This is a genomic window from Nonomuraea sp. NPDC050547, assembly GCF_044457345.1.
Lineage (GTDB): Bacteria > Actinomycetota > Actinomycetes > Streptosporangiales > Streptosporangiaceae > Nonomuraea.
Map to the genome: position 1 here is coordinate 108,850 of NZ_JBITGW010000007.1, position 18,471 is coordinate 127,320.

Here is an 18,471-nt window from a genome sequence, read left to right on the forward strand (position 1 = left end):
GGTTCACAGAGCTGAGTGGGTTGCCTTTGTCCACGATCATGCGCCGTTTACCACCGTCCGAGGCCACCGGGTTACGCACCGGTGCCCGGCACCGCCTCGCGCAACTTTACCGCCCCGCCGACCTCGTGGTCCTCGGCCTGGGCGCGACGATCGGAGCCGGCATCTTCAGCGTCGCCGGCGTTCAGGCGGCGACCGCCGCCGGGCCGGGCGTCCTGCTGTCCTTCATGATCGCCGGCATCGCCTGCCTGCTGGCGGCCCTGTGCTACGCCGAGCTGTCGTCCACGATGCCGACCTCGGGCACCGCCTACACCTTCGCCTACGTCATCTTCGGCGAGGTCTGGGCGTGGGTCATCGGGTGGGCGCTCATCCTGGAGCTGCAGCTCGCCTCGGCGGTCGTGGCCAAGGCCTGGTCCCTGTACGCGGCGCAGCTGCTGACGGACTTCGGGATCCGCCTGCCGTACCCGGAGGCGTTCTCCAACGGGTTCGCCCTGTTCATCCTGCTGCTGCTGACCGGCATCGTCTCGCTGGGCGCGCACGTCGGGCTGCGGGCCTTGTGGGTGATCGTCAGCGCCAAACTGCTCGCCATCGCGGCGGTGCTGGTCGTGGGCGCGCTGCACATCGACGTGGCCAACTTCGGCGACTTCTTCGTCGAGGCCAAGCCCTCGCCGACGCCGCCGGACACGGTGCTGGAAGTGGTGTTCGGGCAGAGCCAGACGTTCGGCTGGTTCGGGGTGTTCGCCGCCGCCTCCGCGATCGCCTTCGCCTACATCGGCTTCGATCTGGTGACCACGGCCGCGGAGGAGACGGTCAACGCGCGGCGGGCCGTACCGAAAGGCGTCATCAGGAGCCTGGTGATCGCCACCGTCATCTATCTCGGCGTCGCGATCGTGATGATCGGCATGGTGCCGTACGCGCAGATCGACGTCGACGCGCCGCTCTCCGGAGCGTTCAAGATCGCGGGCGTCGACTGGATGGTGCACGTCATCGACATCGGCGCGGTGCTCGGGCTGACGACGGTCATCCTGGTCCTGCTGGTCGGGCAGACGCGCGTGATGTTCTCCATGGCCCGCGACGGCCTGCTCCCCCGCGGGCTGGCCACGATCAGCCGCCGCTTCCACACCCCGTCGCGGGTGACGTGGGTGATCGGCGTGATCGCGATGCTGCTCACCCAGTTCGTGCCGGTGTTCACGCTGCAGGAACTCGTGGTGCTGGGCGCGCTGTTCGCCTACCTGTTCGTGGCGGTGGGCGTGATCGTGATGCGCCGCCGCCTGCCCGACCTGGAGCGCGGTTTCACGGTTCCGCTCTCGCCGTGGCTGCCGGGCCTGTCGATCGTGGCGACCATCTGGCTGATGGTGAACCTCCAGGTGCTCACCTGGGGGTGGTTCGCGCTGTGGATGGCCTTCGGCCTCGTGGCCTATCTCCTGTACGGCAAGCGCCACAGCCTCCTGGCGGCCAACCACGCCAAGGTCGGCCGGGGCCGCCACAGACGCTAGACCGGCTCAGAACCGCCCCGGCTCCAGCACGGTGCTGAGAAACTCACGGGTGCGCGGATGGCCGGGATCGGTGAAGATCTTCTCCGGCGGGCCCTTCTCCACCAGCACGCCGTCGTCCAGGAAGCAGACCGTGTCGGCGATGTCGCGGCAGAAACCCATCTCGTGCGTGGTGAGGATCATCGTCATGCCCGTGTCCTTGAGCTCCCTGATGACCCCCAGCACCTCGCGGACCAGGGCCGGGTCCAGCGCCGAGGTCACCTCGTCCAGCAGCATCAGCCGTGGCTGCGTGGCCAGCGCCCGGATGATCGCCACGCGCTGCTGCTGGCCGCCGGAGAGCCGGTCGGGGTAGGCCTCGGCCTTGTCCGCCAGCCCGAACCTGCCCAGCAGCCCCCGCGCCTGCTCCTCCGCCTCCCCCCTGCCGACCCCGTGGACCTGCCGGGGCGCGAGCGTGATGTTGTCGAGCACGCTCATGTGCGGGAACAGGTTGTACGCCTGGAACACCGTCCCGATCCGCTTACGCACGTCGTCGACGTCCACGCGCGGATCGGTGATCTCCTGCCCCTCCAGGTACACGGCGCCGTCGTCGACCGTTTCCAGCAGGTTGACGCAGCGCAGCAGGGTCGACTTGCCGGAACCCGACGCCCCGATCAGGCAGACCACCTCGTGGGAGTGGACCTCCAGGTCGATGCCGCGCAGCACGTGGTGGCCGTCGAAGTTCTTCCAGACGCCCTCGATCGTCAGCACGCTCATGCCCCACGCCGCCTCTGGGTTCGGGCGGCCAGGTAGTCGGTGTACCTGGCCATCGGGATGGTCAGCAGGATGAACAGCAGCGCCGCCACCAGGTAGGAGGTGTAGTTGAACGTCTTGGCCGCGTGGATCTGCGCGGCGCGCAGCGCCTCGACCGCGCCGATGGTCGCGACCAGCGCCGTGTCCTTCTGCAGGGAGATGAAGTCGTTCAGCAGGGGCGGGACGACCCGCCGGGTGGCCTGCGGAATCACCACGAACCGCATCGTCTTCGCGTGGCTCAGGCCCAGCGACCTGGCCGAGGCCACCTGGCTCGGATGGATGGACTCGATGCCCGACCGGAACACCTCGGCCACGTACGCGCTGTAGGACAGCGTCAGCGCGATGATGCCCAGCGTCGTCGGGTCGGAGGGAATCCCCTGCAGGTTGAGCGCGGGCAGACCGAACCCGACCAGGTAGATCAGCAGCAGCGTGGGGATGCCGCGGAAGAAGTCGACGTAGAAGACCGCCAGTGCCCGCAACGGAAAGAAGACCGGGGCCTTCAACCCCCGCACCAGCGCCAGCAGCAGACCGATCACCAGGATCAGCGGCTCGGCGATCAGGAAGATCTTCACGTTGAGCAGGAAGCCTTCGAGCACGTCCGGCAGCGCCCTGAGGAAGTGCTCGGGGCTGAAGAAGGTCTCCTGGACCCGCGGCCACCCCGGCGCGTTGACCACCACTCCCGCGATCAGCAGCAGGACGATGATCGTCGAGGCCGTGGCCACGGACGCCGAACGGCGGGCCCGCGACTTGCGGACCCGCTCGCGCTCGACCTGCCGACCGCTCTTGACCCAGGCGGTGGTCACTTCAGTTCCGGGGCCCCGGCGGCCGAGCCGAGCCACTGCTGCTCGATCTTGGCCAGCTCACCCTTGGACTTCAGCGTCTCCACGGCCTTGTCCACGCAGGGCTTCAGCGCGCTGCCCTTCTGCATGACCAGCCCGAACTCCTCCGGAGTGCCCCCGGTCGAGCTGAACTGGCCGACGATCTTGGACTTCTCGACCTGGGCGGCGGTCACGTAAAAGGCGGTCGGCAGGTCCACCACGAGGGCGTCGACCTGCTTGTTCTTCAGCGCGTTGACCGCGTCGATCTGCTCGTTGTAGACGTTGGGGTCGTCGGCGGGCTGGATGACGTCCTTCACCGCGTCCAGCGAGGTGGTGCCGACCTGGACGCCGATCTTGGCGTCCTTGAGCTCGGCCAGGCTCTTCGCCCCGGCGTACTTGCCGCCCTCGACGGCCACGATCGCCTGCTTGACCGTGTAGTAGCCCTTGGAGAAGTCGACGACGTTCGCGCGGTCGGGCGTGATGGAGACCTGGTTGACGTCGAAGTCGAACTTCTTCGGCCCCGGAGCGAACGCCGAGTCGAACTTCACCGTGCTCCACTCCACCTCGTCACGGTCGAACCCCAGCTCACCGGCTACGGCGAACGCCACCGCACTCTCGAACCCCTGCCCGTTGGCCGGGTCGTCGTCCTTGAACCACGGGTCGTAGGCGGGCTTGTCGGTGCCGATGGTCAGCTTGCCGGCGGTGGTGAGCTTGAGCTGGTCCTTGGTGCAGGCGGTGGAGGCCGAGGGGGCAGCGGAGGCGCCCGTGGTGTTGTCTGCCGGGGCACAGGCGACTACGGCGGCCGCGAGCGCTCCGAGCGCGAACAGCATCGAGGGACGGACCATGGCTGAGCCTCCAGGGAACACACGGGGAAGAACGTTCCACATTCTACTAAGGCCAGCTAGGAAATAAGCCACGACCAGCCCTTACACCCCGTAACCCAACGACCCCCGATAGCCCGCCCCGATCACCATCGCCCTGAGCCCAGCTCAAAGCGCCCCAGAGCGCGCTCACGCCCCCGCGGAAGCACGGGACCCGGACAGACGCCACGTGGCCGACGGCGGAGGGCAGTGACCGAGCGGGCGCCGGGCGTGGAGGCTTGAGGGTGTGTGACGTCAGGGTGGCCGGATGCGTGGGCAGGGTGGGCCGTTGCGGTGGGGACCACGTCCGACGTGAGAAGCGACCCCCACGATCGGCGCTCGCCGGCGTCGGCGGGTGGCGTGGGGAGGGCGGAGCCGTAACGGATGGAGGCGCGTTAACACGCCGAAGGCCCTCGACCGCGGAGCGGAGGAGGGCCTGGGGAACGCGACAGATCCGCCGTCAGCCGGCGATGACCTCCACGTCGATGGAGGCGGAGACCTCCGGGTGCAGCTTGACGCTGACCTTGTGGCTGCCGAGGCTCTTGATCGGGTTGACGATCTCGATGCGGCGGCGGTCGAGGATCGGGCCGCCGGCGGCCTTGACCGCGTCGGCGACGTCGCCCGTGGTGACCGAGCCGAACAGGCGGCCGCTGTCGCCGGCGCGGGTGGCCAGCTTGACCTTGAGGGCGCCGAGCTGGCCGGCGACCTCCTTGGCGGTGCCGAGGTCGCGGATCTCGCGGGCGTCACGAGCCTTCTTGATGGACTCGATCTGCTTCTCGCCGCCACGCGACCAGCGGATCGCGAAGCCGCGCGGGATCAGGTAGTTACGGCCGTAGCCGTCCTTGACCTCGACGACGTCGCCGGGGGCGCCGAGGCCGGAGACCTCGTTGGTGAGGATGAGCTTCATATCGACGAAACCTCCCTTAGCGCGCGGTGCTCGTGTAAGGCAGCAGAGCCACCTCACGCGCGTTCTTGATCGCGGTCGCCACGTCGCGCTGGTGCTGGGTGCAGTTGCCCGTCACCCGGCGGGCACGGATCTTGCCGCGGTCGGAGATGAACTTCCGCAGCAGAGCCGTGTCCTTGTAGTCGACGTAGGAGATCTTGTCGTGGCAGAACAGGCAAACCTTCTTCTTGGGCTTGCGCAGTGCCGGCTTAGCCATCGTGGTGCTCCTTTCAGAGCCCCGCAGTGATGCGGGAATGGACTCGGGCTTGTGGACTGGTGATTAGAAAGGCGGTTCGTCGCTGAAGTCGTTGCCGCCGCCGCCGAAGCCGCCGCCGCCCTGCTGCTGCTGGCCGCCGCCACCGCCGCCACCGAAACCGCCGCCCTGGGACGGGGCCGGGGACGCGGAGGCCCACGGGTCGTCGGCGGGACCGCCGCCGAAGCCGCCGCCGCCACCGCCGCCACCCTGACGGGAGGTGCGGTTGACCTTGGCGGTCGCGTTGCGCAGGGACGGGCCGACCTCGTCGACCTCGACCTCGTAAACCGTGCGCTTCTCGCCTTCCTTGGTCTCGTAAGACCGCTGCTTGAGCCGCCCCTGAACGATGACCCGCATGCCGCGCTGCAGCGACTCGGCGGCGTTCTCGGCCGCCTGACGCCACACGTTGCAGGTCAGGAAGAGGCTTTCGCCGTCCTTCCACTCATTGGTCTGGCGGTCCATGAACCGCGGAGTGGACGCGACTCGGAAACGAGCCACGGCTTGACCCGTAGGGGTGAAGCGCAGCTCCGGGTCGTCGACAAGGTTGCCGACGATGGTGATGACGGTGTCGCCTGCTGCCATGGCTAGGAGCCTTCCTGAACTTCTTGGGTTACCGGCTCAGAGTACGGCCGCCGCCCGACAAAAGCCGGGAGACAAGCTTGGTTAGTGCACGTCGGGGCGGAGAACCTTGGTGCGCATGATGCCCTCGTTGAGGTTCATCTGCCGGTCGAGCTCCTTGACCGTCGCGGGCTCCGCGGACAGGTCGATGACGGCGTAGATGCCTTCCGACTTCTTGTCGATGTCGTAGGCGAGGCGACGACGGCCCCAGACGTCGACCTTCTCCACGGTGCCGCCGTCGTTGCGGACGACGGTGAGGAACTGGTCGAGGGACGGTGCCACAGTACGCTCATCGAGCGAAGGGTCCAGGATGACCATTACTTCGTAACGACGCATGCGGGACTCCAACCTCCTCTGGACTCTTGCGGTCACGACGATCTGTCGTGACAGGAGGACGCTGACGTTTCTGCCCAGGCGCCCCTTTCGGCGCCAAAGGTCAATCACAACGCAGCCTGACCAGGTTACCAGCCGCTCACGGATGGGAAGGCCTGTAAGGACAAGGGGGTGGTCACCGTGCCACACATGCTGGAACCGTCCGACAGCGAACGCTCCATGCTCGCCCTCAACAGCGATGGACACGCGCATCCGCGTGAGAACGCCCTGGCCGTCGCGACCCTGGTCGTCGGCCTCGTGGCGTTCGTGGCGACGTTCTTCACCGGCGGGCACGCCGTGGCGTCGTGGGCGGGCGCGCTCGGCTTCGGCATGGGCCTGTACTCGCAGTACGTCTCGGTGACCACGGGCGAGCGGGTTCTCAACATCATCGGCATCGTCGCGGCGTTCGTCGGCGTGGCGCTCGGCATCGCCCGGGGCGGCTTCCTTCCGTAGAAAGGTCTGAGGGGCCGCGAAGGCCCCGCAGACTCACCCGCCCAGGTGCAGATCGACACCGAGCAGGATCAGGAACCACAGGAATACGGCCAGCAGCGCCTCGGCCAGGTCTTTGAGCAGGGCCGGGGTGATGTAGTCGTGGATCCACGCGACGTAGATGCCGACGAGCACGTAGATCAGGAATATCAGGCTCACGCCTCTGCGATACAGCGCCATCACGCTCCTCAGGTGGTCGGGGGGCTCCTGGCGACTGCCCTGAGAACGTCGGACCAAACGGCTACCCTCGAAGCCATGGTGCTCATCGGTGCTCATGTCGACCAGGACGATCCCGCCGCCCACGCCGCCGAGGTCGGCGCCGAGGTGGTGCAGTTCTTCCTCGGTGATCCCCAGGGCTACAAGGGCCCGGTGCTGCCGGACAAGCCGGTCGAGGGAGTGGAGATCTACATCCACGCCCCGTACCTGGTCAACGTGGCCACCACCAACAACAAGATCAGGATTCCCAGCCGCAAGCTGCTCACCCAGCATCTGACGGCCGCCGCCGACCTGGGCGCCAAGGGCCTGATCGTGCACGGCGGCCACGTCGGCAACAGCGACGACCCCCAGGTCGGCTTCGACAACTGGCGCAAGGTGTTCGAGCGCCTGGAGGAGCGCCGCATCCCCGTCCTCATCGAGAACACCGCGGGCGGCGGCAACGCGATGGCCCGCAAGCTGGAGCGCATCGCCCGGCTGTGGGAGGCGCTCGACGGCTTCGACGTGGGCTTCTGCCTCGACACCTGCCACGCCCACGCCGGCGGCGAGGAGCTCGTCGACCTGGTCGACCGGGTCAAGGCCATCACCGGCCGCATCGACCTGGTCCACTGCAACGACTCGCGCGACGACTTCGACTCCGGCGCCGACCGGCACGCCAACCTCGGCGAGGGGAAGATCGACCCTGAGCTGATCCTCGCGGTCTGCCGGGCCGCCGGTGCCCCCGTCATCGTCGAGACCCCCGCGGCGGGCCAGGCGGAGGACATCGCCTTCCTCCGCAAGAACCTCTGATACACAGCCTGTGGATAACTTCCCTGGATTACCGAGCCGCGGAAGTGGGTAAGGGGATCAGCCCGCCCACGCGCCCGTGAGGAACCGCACGGCGTTCAGCACCATCAGAGGCCCCGACACCATGGCGTACGCGGCGATCACCCACCGGTGCCGCAACCGGGCGATCGCCACCCACAGGGGAAACCACAGCAGCAACGAGCGCGGGATCGACAGGTAGTAGGCCGAGGTCATCAGCGCCCCGGCCTGCAACCCGCAGTAGACGACCTCGCTCCAGCGCCGCAGGGCGAGCAGCCACACCAGCCCCAGCACGGCCACGGCGACCCCGGCGATCTCCATCCGGAACGCGACCGCGAACTCGTCCTCGCCCAGGGCCGCGGCCCACGTCTTGGCGAACGACTCCCAGGGCCACACCATCTCCCGGCCCCAGCCGGCCTCCTGCGCGTGCTTCCACGCGAACCAGTCGCCCGAGCGCGTGTAGTGGAAATACGAATACCCCACCAACGGCAGAAACGGTACGGCCAGCCAAGGCGCCATCCGGAGCGAGGGCCGCGACGAGGCGAACTCCACCCACAGGGCGAGCGCCAGGAACAACCCGGTGATCCGCACACACGAGGCGCCCGCCGCCAGCACGACGGCCAGCGGCCAGCGCCGCTGCCTGGCGGCCAGCCACGCCGGCACCGCGAAGGCCAGGAAGAGCGACTCGCTGTAGCCGGCGGCCAGGAAGACGGCGGTGGGAAAGAGCAGCAGCGCGAGCACGGCCACCCAGCCGGCACCGCCCTCGAAGACGGCCAGCCGGGCCAGGAAGATCGTCGCCACCGCCCCCGCGACCAGCGAGATCAGCAGCCCGGCCAGCGCCCAGTCGGGTACGACCAGGTGCACCAGCCGAAGCGCCATCGGCAGCCCGGGGAAGAACGCGGGCAGCCCCGCGTCCGGCGGCCGGCCGGGTACGCCGTCGTAGCCATGCTCGGCGATGATGACGAACAACCCGGCGTCCCAGGCCCGCCACTTGCCCAGATAGTCCTGAAGCGAGATGCCGAGCAGCGTCGCCACGAGCAGTCCGGCGCGCGAGCCGAGCCAGAGCAGCAGCGCGTCACGATCGGCCGAACGAGTGATCATCGAGAGGCGGGCAGCAGGGTGTAGCGGTCGCGGGCCTCGTCGAAGACGCCACCGATCTGGTCGTCGACGCCGCCCTGCCGTACCACGTCCTTGTCGGGACGGAGGATGTCGCGCACGACGAAGGCCATCATGATGCCGATGGTGATCACACGGCCCCACACCGCGGTGAAGTACGTGTCGTCACCGATGCCCAGGTCGGCCCGGTCCAGCGGCGGCTGGGTGAGCAGGTAGAGCCAGATGGCGAAGAAGTACCAGACCTCGGCCACCTGCCACAGGGCCAGCGGCTTCCAGTTGGGCCTGGCCAGCACGGCGAACGGCACCAGCCACAGCACGAACTGCGGCGACCACACCTTGTTCGTCATCATGAACGCGGCCAGCGCCAGGAAGCAGATCTGCGCCAGCCGGGGACGGCGCGGGGCGGCCAGCGTGAGCACGGCGATGCCGAGGCAGAGCACGGCCAGAGAGGCGGTGCCGAGCAGGCTCACGTCGGCGGTGCCGAGCACGGGCCAGCCCTTGTTCTGGAAGAACAGCCAGGGTGAGCCCCAGTCGACGCCGCGTTCCTGGGAGAAGACGTAGAAGCGGCGCCAGCCGTCCCAGGCGAAGATCATGAACGGCAGGTTGACCAGGAGCCAGGCGGTCACCGCCGCGGCCACCGTGACGATGAACGGCCGCCATCGCGCGGTGCGCACCGTGAGCAGGAAGAGCGCGCCCAGGAACATCAGCGGGTAGAACTTGGTCGCGATCGCCAGCCCGAGCAGGACTCCGGCCAGAACCTGCCGTTTCCTGGCCCAGGCCAGCAGCATGCCCATCGACAGCGCGCCGGCCACCAGGTCCCAGTTGATGTAGGCGGCCAGGATCACCGACGGCGCGAGCGCGTACCAGAGGGCGTCCCAGCGGCGGGTCGGGCCGGCCACCGCGGCCATCAGCAGCACGCCGATCACCAGGCAGACGCCGAGCAGGACGACGGTGATGTCGTAGAAGCGCACGCCCTGCGCGGCCACGTCGCCCGCGGACCTGACCAGCCAGGCGATGGCCTGCATGACCTCGCCCAGCACGACCGGGTACTCGACCTGCTTGTCGAACGGGACCTGGGCGAAGTAGGGGTTCTCGGTCGACAACTGCCGGTCGAAGTAGAGCGGGTAGATGTCGGTGTAGCAGAAGCTGGTGTAGGTGGTGACCTGGTCGTTCCACCCGCCGGTACGGCACGGCAGCCTGAACAGGTACGCCAGCGTCGCCCCCAGGGCGGCGAACAGCCCCAGGGGCAGATACGAAGCCGCCCTTATGTGGACAGGCGGCTTCATCCGTCCTCGCGGCGGCTCGGCATCGGATCGGGAACCGTCGCGCCGCCGCCCATCATGCCGTCGTCACCCTCGGGGAAGCCCTGCTCGTCGGGGTCGACGTTGACGTTGCCGTCGTCCTCACAGGCCGGGTCGAGGAGCGGGCAGTCGGTCGGGTCCTCGAACGGGTTCTCCGGGTCGATCGTGCGCGTGGGCGTCGGGGTGGGCTTGGGCGCCAGGTTCTCCGGCACGCCGTAGTCGGCGCGCGGCGGGAACTGCTCGACCTTGTCGTTCTTGGTGGCTTCCAGCATGAAGGTCTTCCAGATCGCCGCCGGGTAGGTGGCGCCCTGGTAGCCGCCGGGCAGCGGGGCCTCGAAGGGCGAGGAGTACGGCTTCTGCGGCGTGTACTTCTTCTCCTTGGCCGGGTCCTTGCCCCGGTACCAGGGGCAGTTGTCGTGCACGGGCCGCACGACCTTGCCCTTGCCGCCGTTGGTCTTGCACTGCTGGCGGTACATGCCGACCGCGGTGGAGACCTGCGGGGTGAAGCCGACGAACCAGACGTCCTTGTTGTTGTTGTTGGTACCGGTCTTGCCGGCCACCGGGCGGTTGTACAGGGCGGCGTTCCTGCCGGTGCCGCTCTTGACCACGGCCTGCAGTGCGACGGTGGCGTCGGCCGCGGCCTCTTCGGAGATCACCCTGACCGAGGGGTACTGCCGCTCGTCGAGGACGACCTGGCCGCCCCTCTTGGTGGCCTTGATGATCACGTGGTTCTCGATGTGCTTGCCGGCGTTGGCGAAGATCGAGTAGCCGCCCGCCTGCTCGACCGCGGTCACGCCGCTGGAGCCGATGGTGAGCAGGTACTTCTGCTCCGCCTTCACCGCCTCCAGCCTCTCCCTGTTGATGCCCGCGCGGGCCGCGATGTCCACCACGCTGTCGAGGCCGACCTTCTCCCCCATCTTCGCGAAGGCGGTGTTGACCGAGCTGGCCGTGGCCTTGACCACGTCGACGGAGGAGGCGCCCGAGGCGTGGTCGTTGTCGATCGGGGTGGTGCCCTCCAGCTTGATCGGCCCCTTGGCCGGCAGGTAGCTGCGCAGGCTGTAGCCCTGTTCGAGCCAGGCCGCGAGCACGTAGGGCTTGAAGGCGGAGGCGGCCTGCTTCACCGACTGGAAGGCGTCGTTCCACGCGTCGTACTGGTAGTCGTCGCCGCCGTAGAAGGCGATGACCCGCCCGTTGGTGGGGTTGACCGCGGCCAGCGTGGCCATGACCTCGTCGGGGGCGTTGCGGGTGTGCTGGTTGACCGCCCGCTTCGCGGCCTCCATGAGGTCCTTGTCGAAGGTGGTCCTGATGTCGTAGCCGCCGGTCTTGAGCTCGTCGAGGTCGATGCGGGTCTTGCGCTCCATTTCGTTGATGGCCGTCATGATCATGTAGCCGTCGACGCCGTTGAAGTAGTCGATCTGGCGGTCTTTGGTGCGCTTGGGCGCCTCGGGCGTCTTCGCCTTCAGGTTCCCGTAGTCCTTGGGGTTGAGCTTGGCCATCTGGTCGAGCACGTACGCGTAGCGGAACTGGGTGGCCCCCAGGTTGCCCGACTTCTCCGCGGCGTCGAAGGCGGAGGGGTTCTGGATACGGCCGGCGAGGTAGGCGCCCTGCTCCGGGGTGAGGTCGCTCACCTTCTTCTTGCCGAAGAAGGCCTCCGCCGCCGCGCCGATCCCGTAGGTGCCGCGGCCGAAGTAGATGGTGTTGAGGTACTGCAGGAGGATCTGGTCCTTGGCCAGCGACTTGTTCAGCTTGACGGCGACGAAGATCTCCTTGACCTTGCGCTGGAGCGAGCGCTCCTGGGACAGGCCGTCGTAGTAGTTGCGCGCCATCTGCTGGGTGATGGTCGAGGCGCCCTGGACCTGCTGGCCGGTGGCGGTGCTCCACAGCGAACGGACCATGCCGGAGAAGGAGATGCCGGAGTCCTCGCGGAAGGAGCTGTTCTCGGCGGCGATCACCGCGTCCTGGACGTGCTTGGGGATCTCGGACATGTTGCTGATCGGCTTGCGCTTGGTGCCGATCCGCGCGAGCACCTTGCCGTTCGCGTAGCGGATCACGCTGCCCTGGTCGTCCGCGTCGGCCTTCGCCTGCGCCTCGGTGGGCATGGGCGTGACGGAGTAGCCCACCATGATCATGCCGAACACGCCGGCGGCCACGACCACGACGCCGACCACGAGGATCTTCCAGCTGGGCAGGAACCGGCGCCAGTTGCGGCCCTCGCCGTCGTCCCTGCCGGGACCCGCGGGGGGCGGCGGGCCTTCCGGGCCGCCGCGTCCGCGTCCGCGGCGGGGTGGCGCCTGGCTCCCGACGGTGTCCTGCTGCTCCTGCGGGCGACGGCGCGAGGTGCGCTGCGGGCCCGTTCCGGGCTGCTCGGGGTGCGCGCCGGGCTGTCCGGGGTACGCCCCGGGCTGGCCCGGTTGCCCGGGTTGTCCAGGCTGACCGGGGCGCGGGCCGGGCCGGCCCTGCTGACCCGGTTGGCCCGGCTGACCGGGCGGGCCCTGCTGGCCCGGCTGACCGGGCTGGGCGCGGTGGGGCTGCGGCGGGTCGAAGCCCGGTCCCTGCCCCTGCTGCGCGGCCATCGCGCCGGTCTGCTCGTAGGCTGCCTCCGGACGACGTGGCGGCTGCGCCGTACCCCAGGAACCGGTCTGGGGGGTCTGCCCCTGAGAGGCAGCTGAACGGGGTGAGCTTGAGCGACGGCGCCTTCCTTGGCGTCCCGTCCCCTCGTTGCTGCTGTAACTCACACGTCCTCGCATCGTCGTCGGATGGCACGGCGGGTGGGCGTGAGGCTGCTCGCCGCCCTCGGTCTCACGGTTGGCCGACGAGGTCAGGCGGTCCGTTGCCGAGGACGTACGAGACCGCCAGGTGGTTCCAGGAACAACCTTGGCAGACCTCGACGACGTACACCCTGAACTCGTCGTAATCATGGGCCATGTCGACGAGTTCTGACGTGGCCTTTGCTTGACCAGCATGGCGACCCAGGGAATCCCCATAGACATAGGTCACGTTGGTGACGTTCTCCCTCTCGCATACCGGGCAGGTGCGCTCGGTGGGCTCGCCGAAGTGGCGCGCCGCGCGGAGGAGGTACGGCTGTGCGTCACAGACGTCACGGGGCACAGTGCGCCCTGAGCGCACCGAGCGGACCACCGCCCGCTTGGCGAGGCCGTAATCCACCACCCTTCGCTGTGACCACATGCGCGCCAGACTACGGCTTTTTACCGATTCCTCCCAACGCCTTGGGAAATCCATTAATTGCGGCCATATAGCGGAGCGACGTATCCTCAAGATGTATCGAGCCGATACATCGACGCGAGAGGAGGGCGGTTCCAATGGTCAGCGGACAGGGCAGAGTGCTGGAACTCGCCGTGCTCGGGTCGCTGCACGAGACGCCGCTTCATGGCTACGAGCTGCGCAAACGGCTCAACGAGCTGCTCGGCATGTTCCGTGCGTTCTCCTACGGTTCGCTGTACCCCTGCTTGAGGTCGCTCCTGGAGCAGGGTCTTATCGTGGAAGAGCAACCCACTCGGGTGAGCGGCAGATCGAAGATCGTCTACAAGCTCACCGCCGAAGGCAAGGAGCGGCTCCAGGAGCTGCTGACCCAGGCCGGGCCGTCCGCGTGGGAGGACGAGAGCTTCGGCATCCACTTCGCCTTCTTCCGCCATACCGAGGCCGAGGTGCGCCTGCGCATCCTCGAAGGCCGCCGCAGCCGGCTCGAGGAACGACTCGACGCCGTCCGCACCGCGCTCGCACGTACCAGGGAACGGCTCGATGCCTACACCCTGGAGTTGCAGCGTCACGGTCTGGAATCGGTCGAACGCGAGGTGCGTTGGCTGAATGAGCTGATCGCGACAGAGAGACGGGCCTCCGAGCCCGCGAGAAATAACACAGATGAGTAAGGGAGCGAGTGCGATGGGTTCGGTTCGCGTGGCCGTTGTCGGTGTCGGCAACTGCGCGGCATCGCTGGTCCAGGGCGTGCACTATTACAAGGACGCCGACCCGGACGCCAGGGTCCCCGGCCTGATGCACGTCAAGTTCGGCGAGTACCACGTCGGTGACGTCGAGTTCGTCGCCGCCTTCGACGTGGACGCCAAGAAGGTCGGGCGCGACCTGTCCGAGGCGATCGTGGCCAGTGAGAACAACACGATCAAGATCACGGATGTGCCGCCCACAGGTGTGATCGTGCAGAGGGGCCACACCTTCGACGGTCTCGGCGAGTTCTACCGCGAGATCATCGAGGAGTCCGACGAGGCTCCGGTGGACGTCGTGAAGGTCCTCAAGGAGAACCGGGTGGACGTCCTCGTCTCCTACCTGCCGGTCGGCTCGGAGGAGGCCGACCGCTTCTACGCGCAGTGCGCCATCGACGCCAAGGTCGCCTTCGTCAACGCGCTGCCGGTCTTCATCGCCTCCGACCCCGAGTGGGCGGAGAAGTTCGAGGAGGCGGGCGTCCCGATCATCGGCGACGACATCAAGTCGCAGGTCGGCGCCACGATCACGCACCGCGTCATGGCCAAGCTCTTCGAGGACCGCGGGGTCGAGCTGCTGCGCACGTACCAGCTCAACTTCGGTGGCAACATGGACTTCATGAACATGCTGGAGCGCAAGCGCCTCCAGTCCAAGAAGATCTCCAAGACGCAGTCGGTCACCTCGCAGATCCCGCACGAGATGGGCAAGGCCGACGTGCACATCGGCCCGTCCGACCACGTGCCGTGGCTCGACGACCGCAAGTGGGCCTACGTCCGCCTGGAGGGCCGCTCGTTCGGCGACACCCCGCTGAACCTGGAGTACAAGCTCGAGGTCTGGGACTCCCCCAACTCGGCCGGCATCATCATCGACGCCGTCCGCGCCGCCAAGATCGCCCTCGACCGGGGCATCGGCGGCCCGATCCTGAGCGCCTCCTCGTACTTCATGAAGTCCCCGCCCGTCCAGCACAGCGACGACGAGGCGCGCGACTACGTCGAGAAGTTCATCCGCGGCGAGGTGTCCCGATAGGTCACGGCTGGGCGCCGTGACGGCGCCCAGCCGGCCGCGCGGCCGGAGGCAGCCCGTCCTCCGGCGCCGTCTCCCACGCCAGCGGATCGTCACCCCGGGCCGTGAGCAGCGGAACCTGCTCCCTGCACCACGGCGAGATCGCCAGCAGGCCGTTGCCCACGCCCTCGGCGAACTCCTTCCACGGCATCCAAAGGACCTCCCCCACCTCGTCGGGGTTGGCGTCGACCGGCCCCTTCACCGTGACCCGGTAGACCGGGCACAGCTCGTGCTCCACGACGCCGTTGGGCATGACCGCCCGGTAGGAGAAGGCCGGCAGCATCAGGTCGGCCCGCTCGGCGTCCAGGCCCAGTTCGTAGGAGAGCCTGCGCAGCACCGCGTGCTCGACGGCCTCGCCGGGCAGCGGATGGCCGCAGCAGCTGTTGGTCCAGACTCCCGGCCACGTCAGCTTGTGCCCGGCCCGCCTGGTCAGCAGGACCCGGCCGGCGGGGTCGAAGACGTAGCTGGAGAAGGCCAGGTGGAGAGGGGTGTCCCGGCCGTGTACCGACGTTTTGGGGGCGGCGCCGATCGCGTTTCCCTCGCCGTCGACCAACACCACGTGTTCCTCAGTCGTCACAGAACGAAGCGTACGGGAACCTTTCTCCCCGGAGAACGGGCAGAACCAGAAGCAGGTCGGCAGCCGGCGGCGGCTAGGCTGGCTGCGTGTCATTCGTCGCCGATCTCCGTGTGGTCCTGCAGGGCCGGGACTACCGACGGTTGTTCGGCACCCGCCTGGTCTCCCAGTTCTCCGACGGCATCTTCCAGTTCGGCGTGGCCGGATTCGCCTTCTTCAGCCCCGAGAAGCAGACCACCGCGCTGCAGGTGGCGGCGGGCATGGCGGTCCTGTTCCTGCCGTACAGCATCCTGGGGCCGTTCGTCGGCGTCTTCATCGACAGGTGGTCGCGCCGCCAGATCCTGGTGATCGCGCCGGTGGTCCGCGGGGTGCTGCTGCTGATCGCCGCCGCCCTCGTCGCCCTCGACACCCCTGACGAGTTCTTCTACGCGGCCGCGCTGGGCGTGCTCGGCGTCAACCGCTTCTTCCTGGCCGCGCTGGGCGCCTCCCTGCCGCACGTGGTGCCCAGGGACCAGCTGATGGCGGCCAACGCGGTCACGCCGACCTCCGGCACGGTCATCACGTTCGTCGGCGTCGGCGTCGCCACGCTGATGCGCGGCGTGTTCGGACCGGGCGACTCCGGCGTCGCCCTCGTGCTGGTCACCTCGGGCGTGCTGTTCAGCCTGAGCGCCCTGGTCGCCAGGACCATGCGCCGCGACCTGCTCGGCCCCGACTTCGACCCCAACCGCCCGCAGGTCAAGGAGGCCGTGCGCAACGTACTCAAGGGCCTGGTGGAGGGCGCCAAGCACCTCGCGCGCCGGCGTAGGGCCGCCGCGGCGATGGGCGCCATGGCCGCGCACCGCTTCATGTACGGCATGGCCACCGCGCTCGGCATCATCCTCTACCGCTACTACTTCACCAACGGCGACTCCGAGGCGGCCCTGAAGGGCATCGGCGTGGTCGTGGCCACCTCCGCCGTCGGCTACGCCCTGGCGGTGATCGTCACGCCCCTGGCCACCGAACGCATGCCCGTCGAGCGCTGGGTGCCGATGATGCTCATCACGGCCGGCGTCCTGTCCGCGATCCTGGTGACGCCCTTCCAGGAGTGGGGCCTGTGGATCTCCGGCTTCGTGCTGGGCCTGGCCGGGCAGAGCGTCAAGATCTGCGCCGACACCTCCGTCCAGCGCGACGTCGAGGACGCCTACCTGGGCCGGGCCTTCTCCCTCTACGACATGTTGTTCAACGGCATGTTCGTGCTGGCCGCCGGGCTCTCGGCGGCGATCCTGCCCGCCAACGGCAAGTCCTACCTGGCCGTCGGCATCATCGCCGGCGGCTACCTGGTCAGCGCGCTGGTGTACCGGCTGGTCACGGCGCCGTCGCGCGTCCCCTCCGCGCGCTGAGGAGAGGACGCGCCGGGCACTAGCCCTTCTGCTCCCGAGCCCACGTCAGCAACGCCTCCGTGACCGCTTCCTTGCCGAGCACGCCCTGGTCGAGGCGGAGGTCGAGTAGAAACTTGTAGGCCTTGCCCACCATCGGGCCCGGCCCGATGCCGAGAACCCGCTGGATCTCGTTGCCGTCGAGCTCCGGGCGGATCTTGGCCAGCTCCTCCTCGTCGGCCAGCCGGGCGATGCGCTCTTCGAGCTGGTCATAGGTACGCGAGAGGTGGGCCGCCTTCCGCTTGTTGCGTGTCGTGCAGTCGGCCCTGGTCAGCTTGTGGAGGCGGTCGAGCAGGTGACCGGCGTCGCGTACGTAGCGGCGTACGGCGCTGTCGGTCCACTCCCCCGAGCCGTAGCCGTGGAAGCGCAGGTGGAGCTCGACCAGGCGGGCCACGTCGGCCACCACGTCCTTGGGGAACCTGAGCTCGGTCATGCGCTTCTTGGTCATCTGCGCGCCGACGAGCTCGTGGTGGTGGAAGGAGACCCGGCCGCCGGCCTCGTGCCGCCTGGTCTTGGGCTTGCCCACGTCGTGCAGGAGCGCCGCCCAGCGCAGGATGCGGTCGGGCTTGGCGTCCTCCTCCTGGGCGATGGCCTGGTCGAGGACGGTCAGCGAGTGCTCGTAGACGTCCTTGTGCCGGTGGTGCTCGTCGATCTCCAGGCGGAGCATGGGCAGCTCGGGCAGCACGTGCGCGGCCAGACCCGTCTCGACCAGAAGCCCCAGCCCCTCACGCGGGTACGTGCCGCAGACCAGCTTGTCGAGCTCTTCGCGGATGCGCTCGGCGGAGACGATCTCGATCCGCTCGGCCATCTCGGTCATCGCCCTGAGCGCCTCGGGCGCCACCGTGAACCCCAGCTGGGAGGCGAAGCGGGCGGCGCGCAGCATGCGCAGCGGGTCGTCGTCGAAGGACTGCTCGGGTGTGCCCGGCGTGCGCAGCAGCTTCGCGGTCAGGTCGGAGACGCCGCCGTAGGGGTCGACGAACTCGTGGTCGGGCAGCCGCACCGCCATCGCGTTGATCGCGAAGTCACGGCGTTCCAGGTCGGCCTCGAGCGTGTCGCCGTAGACGACCTCGGGCTTGCGCGACTTGGGGTCGTAGGACTCGCTCCGGTAGGTGGTGATCTCCAGCAGCCAGTTGCCCTTGCGGACGCCGACCGTGCCGAAGTCGATCCCGATGGTCCAGACGGAGTCGGCCCAGTCCTTGACGATCTCGAGCACCCGCTCCGGCCGGGCCTCCGTCGTCAGGTCGAGGTCGTTGCCGATGCGTCCGAGGAGGATGTCGCGCACCGAGCCGCCCACCAGGGCCAGCTCGTGCCCTCGGGCGGCGAACAGCTCGCCGAGCTCGTCGGCGACCGGGGCGATCTTGTGAAAGTGCTGATTTGAGTCCGGCAAGCTGGGTAGGTCC

At 68.4% G+C, this 18,471-nt stretch carries 21 protein-coding genes; 7 read left to right on the plus strand and 14 right to left on the minus strand.

The genetic code is table 11. The features are described 5' to 3' along the window. The first annotated feature begins 38 nt into the window (after window positions 1–38). Window positions 39–1,493, plus strand: coding sequence for an APC family permease (locus ACIBHY_RS18930; protein ID WP_397257500.1), 1,455 nt, complete (start codon window positions 39–41; stop codon window positions 1,491–1,493). A 6-nt stretch (window positions 1,494–1,499) separates the two neighbouring features. Here ACIBHY_RS18930 and ACIBHY_RS18935 read toward each other — a convergent pair whose 3' ends face one another. The 7 genes from ACIBHY_RS18935 to rpsF all read right to left on the minus strand — a co-directional run bounded on the left by ACIBHY_RS18935 (window position 1,500) and on the right by rpsF (window position 6,107). Continuing rightward, window positions 1,500–2,243, minus strand: coding sequence for an amino acid ABC transporter ATP-binding protein (locus ACIBHY_RS18935; RefSeq protein ID WP_397257502.1), 744 nt, complete (start codon window positions 2,241–2,243; stop codon window positions 1,500–1,502). Further along, window positions 2,240–3,082 carry an amino acid ABC transporter permease gene (locus ACIBHY_RS18940; RefSeq protein ID WP_397307321.1) on the minus strand — a complete coding sequence of 281 codons (843 nt, stop codon included), beginning with the start codon at window positions 3,080–3,082 and terminating at the stop codon, window positions 2,240–2,242. The genes ACIBHY_RS18935 and ACIBHY_RS18940 overlap by 4 nt, the downstream gene beginning before the upstream one ends. Then, window positions 3,079–3,942 (minus strand): ABC transporter substrate-binding protein, encoded by an 864-nt coding sequence (locus ACIBHY_RS18945; protein WP_397307322.1) that lies wholly within the window; start codon window positions 3,940–3,942, stop codon window positions 3,079–3,081. The genes ACIBHY_RS18940 and ACIBHY_RS18945 overlap by 4 nt, the downstream gene beginning before the upstream one ends. A 475-nt stretch (window positions 3,943–4,417) precedes the next feature. Next, window positions 4,418–4,864, minus strand: a complete 447-nt coding sequence (gene rplI, locus ACIBHY_RS18950) for a 50S ribosomal protein L9 (protein ID WP_184959151.1) — start codon at window positions 4,862–4,864, stop codon at window positions 4,418–4,420. Window positions 4,865–4,880: 16 nt separating this feature from the next. Next, complete coding sequence (gene rpsR, locus ACIBHY_RS18955; RefSeq protein WP_020543048.1) at window positions 4,881–5,117, minus strand: 30S ribosomal protein S18; 237 nt, start codon at window positions 5,115–5,117, stop codon at window positions 4,881–4,883. Between the two features lie 63 nt (window positions 5,118–5,180). After that, entirely contained in the window at window positions 5,181–5,735 is a 555-nt protein-coding gene (locus ACIBHY_RS18960; protein ID WP_397257508.1) for a single-stranded DNA-binding protein, read from the minus strand. A gap of 81 nt (window positions 5,736–5,816) precedes the next feature. Beyond that, on the minus strand, window positions 5,817–6,107 hold the full coding sequence (rpsF, locus tag ACIBHY_RS18965; protein ID WP_184959149.1) for a 30S ribosomal protein S6: 291 nt from the start codon (window positions 6,105–6,107) through the stop codon (window positions 5,817–5,819). 186 nt (window positions 6,108–6,293) lie between these two features. On the opposite strand from rpsF, the gene ACIBHY_RS18970 reads away from it, so the two are divergent. Next, on the plus strand, window positions 6,294–6,596 hold the full coding sequence (locus ACIBHY_RS18970) for a hypothetical protein (protein ID WP_184959148.1): 303 nt from the start codon (window positions 6,294–6,296) through the stop codon (window positions 6,594–6,596). Window positions 6,597–6,629: 33 nt separating this feature from the next. Here the strand turns inward: ACIBHY_RS18970 and ACIBHY_RS18975 are convergent, their stop codons facing one another. Beyond that, window positions 6,630–6,791: a hypothetical protein gene (locus tag ACIBHY_RS18975; protein WP_312896221.1), complete on the minus strand. Its 162-nt coding sequence runs from the start codon at window positions 6,789–6,791 to the stop codon at window positions 6,630–6,632. Between the two features lie 96 nt (window positions 6,792–6,887). Between ACIBHY_RS18975 and ACIBHY_RS18980 the strand changes: the two genes are divergently transcribed. After that, window positions 6,888–7,634 carry a deoxyribonuclease IV gene (locus ACIBHY_RS18980; RefSeq protein WP_184959147.1) on the plus strand — a complete coding sequence of 249 codons (747 nt, stop codon included), beginning with the start codon at window positions 6,888–6,890 and terminating at the stop codon, window positions 7,632–7,634. Window positions 7,635–7,691: 57 nt separating this feature from the next. On the opposite strand, the gene ACIBHY_RS18985 is transcribed toward ACIBHY_RS18980, so the two are convergent. Genes ACIBHY_RS18985 through ACIBHY_RS18995 form a run of 3 tightly spaced genes read right to left on the minus strand, consistent with a single transcriptional unit; the run spans window position 7,692 to window position 12,234 of the window. After that, on the minus strand, window positions 7,692–8,750 hold the full coding sequence (locus tag ACIBHY_RS18985) for a mannosyltransferase family protein (RefSeq protein ID WP_397257512.1): 1,059 nt from the start codon (window positions 8,748–8,750) through the stop codon (window positions 7,692–7,694). After that, a complete protein-coding gene (locus ACIBHY_RS18990; protein ID WP_397307323.1) occupies window positions 8,747–10,051 on the minus strand; it encodes a glycosyltransferase family 87 protein in 1,305 nt (434 codons plus the stop codon). The genes ACIBHY_RS18985 and ACIBHY_RS18990 overlap by 4 nt, the downstream gene beginning before the upstream one ends. Next, a complete protein-coding gene (locus tag ACIBHY_RS18995) occupies window positions 10,048–12,234 on the minus strand; it encodes a transglycosylase domain-containing protein (protein ID WP_397307324.1) in 2,187 nt (728 codons plus the stop codon). The genes ACIBHY_RS18990 and ACIBHY_RS18995 overlap by 4 nt, the downstream gene beginning before the upstream one ends. Window positions 12,235–12,435: 201 nt before the next feature. Between ACIBHY_RS18995 and ACIBHY_RS19000 the strand changes: the two genes are divergently transcribed. Next, the gene (locus ACIBHY_RS19000) at window positions 12,436–12,735 is read left to right on the plus strand and encodes a hypothetical protein (RefSeq protein WP_397307325.1); all 300 of its coding nucleotides are present in this window, start codon (window positions 12,436–12,438) and stop codon (window positions 12,733–12,735) included. A gap of 130 nt (window positions 12,736–12,865) precedes the next feature. On the opposite strand, the gene ACIBHY_RS19005 is transcribed toward ACIBHY_RS19000, so the two are convergent. Continuing rightward, entirely contained in the window at window positions 12,866–13,306 is a 441-nt protein-coding gene (locus ACIBHY_RS19005) for a DUF5318 family protein (RefSeq protein WP_397257519.1), read from the minus strand. Between the two features lie 80 nt (window positions 13,307–13,386). On the opposite strand from ACIBHY_RS19005, the gene ACIBHY_RS19010 reads away from it, so the two are divergent. Both ACIBHY_RS19010 and ACIBHY_RS19015 read left to right on the plus strand, forming a co-directional pair. After that, the gene (locus ACIBHY_RS19010; RefSeq protein WP_379613071.1) at window positions 13,387–13,953 is read left to right on the plus strand and encodes a helix-turn-helix transcriptional regulator; all 567 of its coding nucleotides are present in this window, start codon (window positions 13,387–13,389) and stop codon (window positions 13,951–13,953) included. A gap of 13 nt (window positions 13,954–13,966) precedes the next feature. Next, window positions 13,967–15,046 carry an inositol-3-phosphate synthase gene (locus ACIBHY_RS19015; RefSeq protein WP_379613070.1) on the plus strand — a complete coding sequence of 360 codons (1,080 nt, stop codon included), beginning with the start codon at window positions 13,967–13,969 and terminating at the stop codon, window positions 15,044–15,046. A 1-nt stretch (window position 15,047) separates the two neighbouring features. On the opposite strand, the gene idi is transcribed toward ACIBHY_RS19015, so the two are convergent. Next, window positions 15,048–15,659, minus strand: a complete 612-nt coding sequence (idi, locus tag ACIBHY_RS19020) for an isopentenyl-diphosphate Delta-isomerase (protein WP_397257522.1) — start codon at window positions 15,657–15,659, stop codon at window positions 15,048–15,050. Between the two features lie 86 nt (window positions 15,660–15,745). Here idi and ACIBHY_RS19025 point away from each other — a divergent pair, with 86 nt between their 5' ends. Continuing rightward, window positions 15,746–17,035 (plus strand): MFS transporter, encoded by a 1,290-nt coding sequence (locus ACIBHY_RS19025; RefSeq protein ID WP_397257524.1) that lies wholly within the window; start codon window positions 15,746–15,748, stop codon window positions 17,033–17,035. 19 nt (window positions 17,036–17,054) lie between these two features. Here ACIBHY_RS19025 and ACIBHY_RS19030 read toward each other — a convergent pair whose 3' ends face one another. Further along, the gene (locus ACIBHY_RS19030; RefSeq protein ID WP_397257526.1) at window positions 17,055–18,458 is read right to left on the minus strand and encodes a CCA tRNA nucleotidyltransferase; all 1,404 of its coding nucleotides are present in this window, start codon (window positions 18,456–18,458) and stop codon (window positions 17,055–17,057) included. Window positions 18,459–18,471 lie beyond the last annotated feature (13 nt).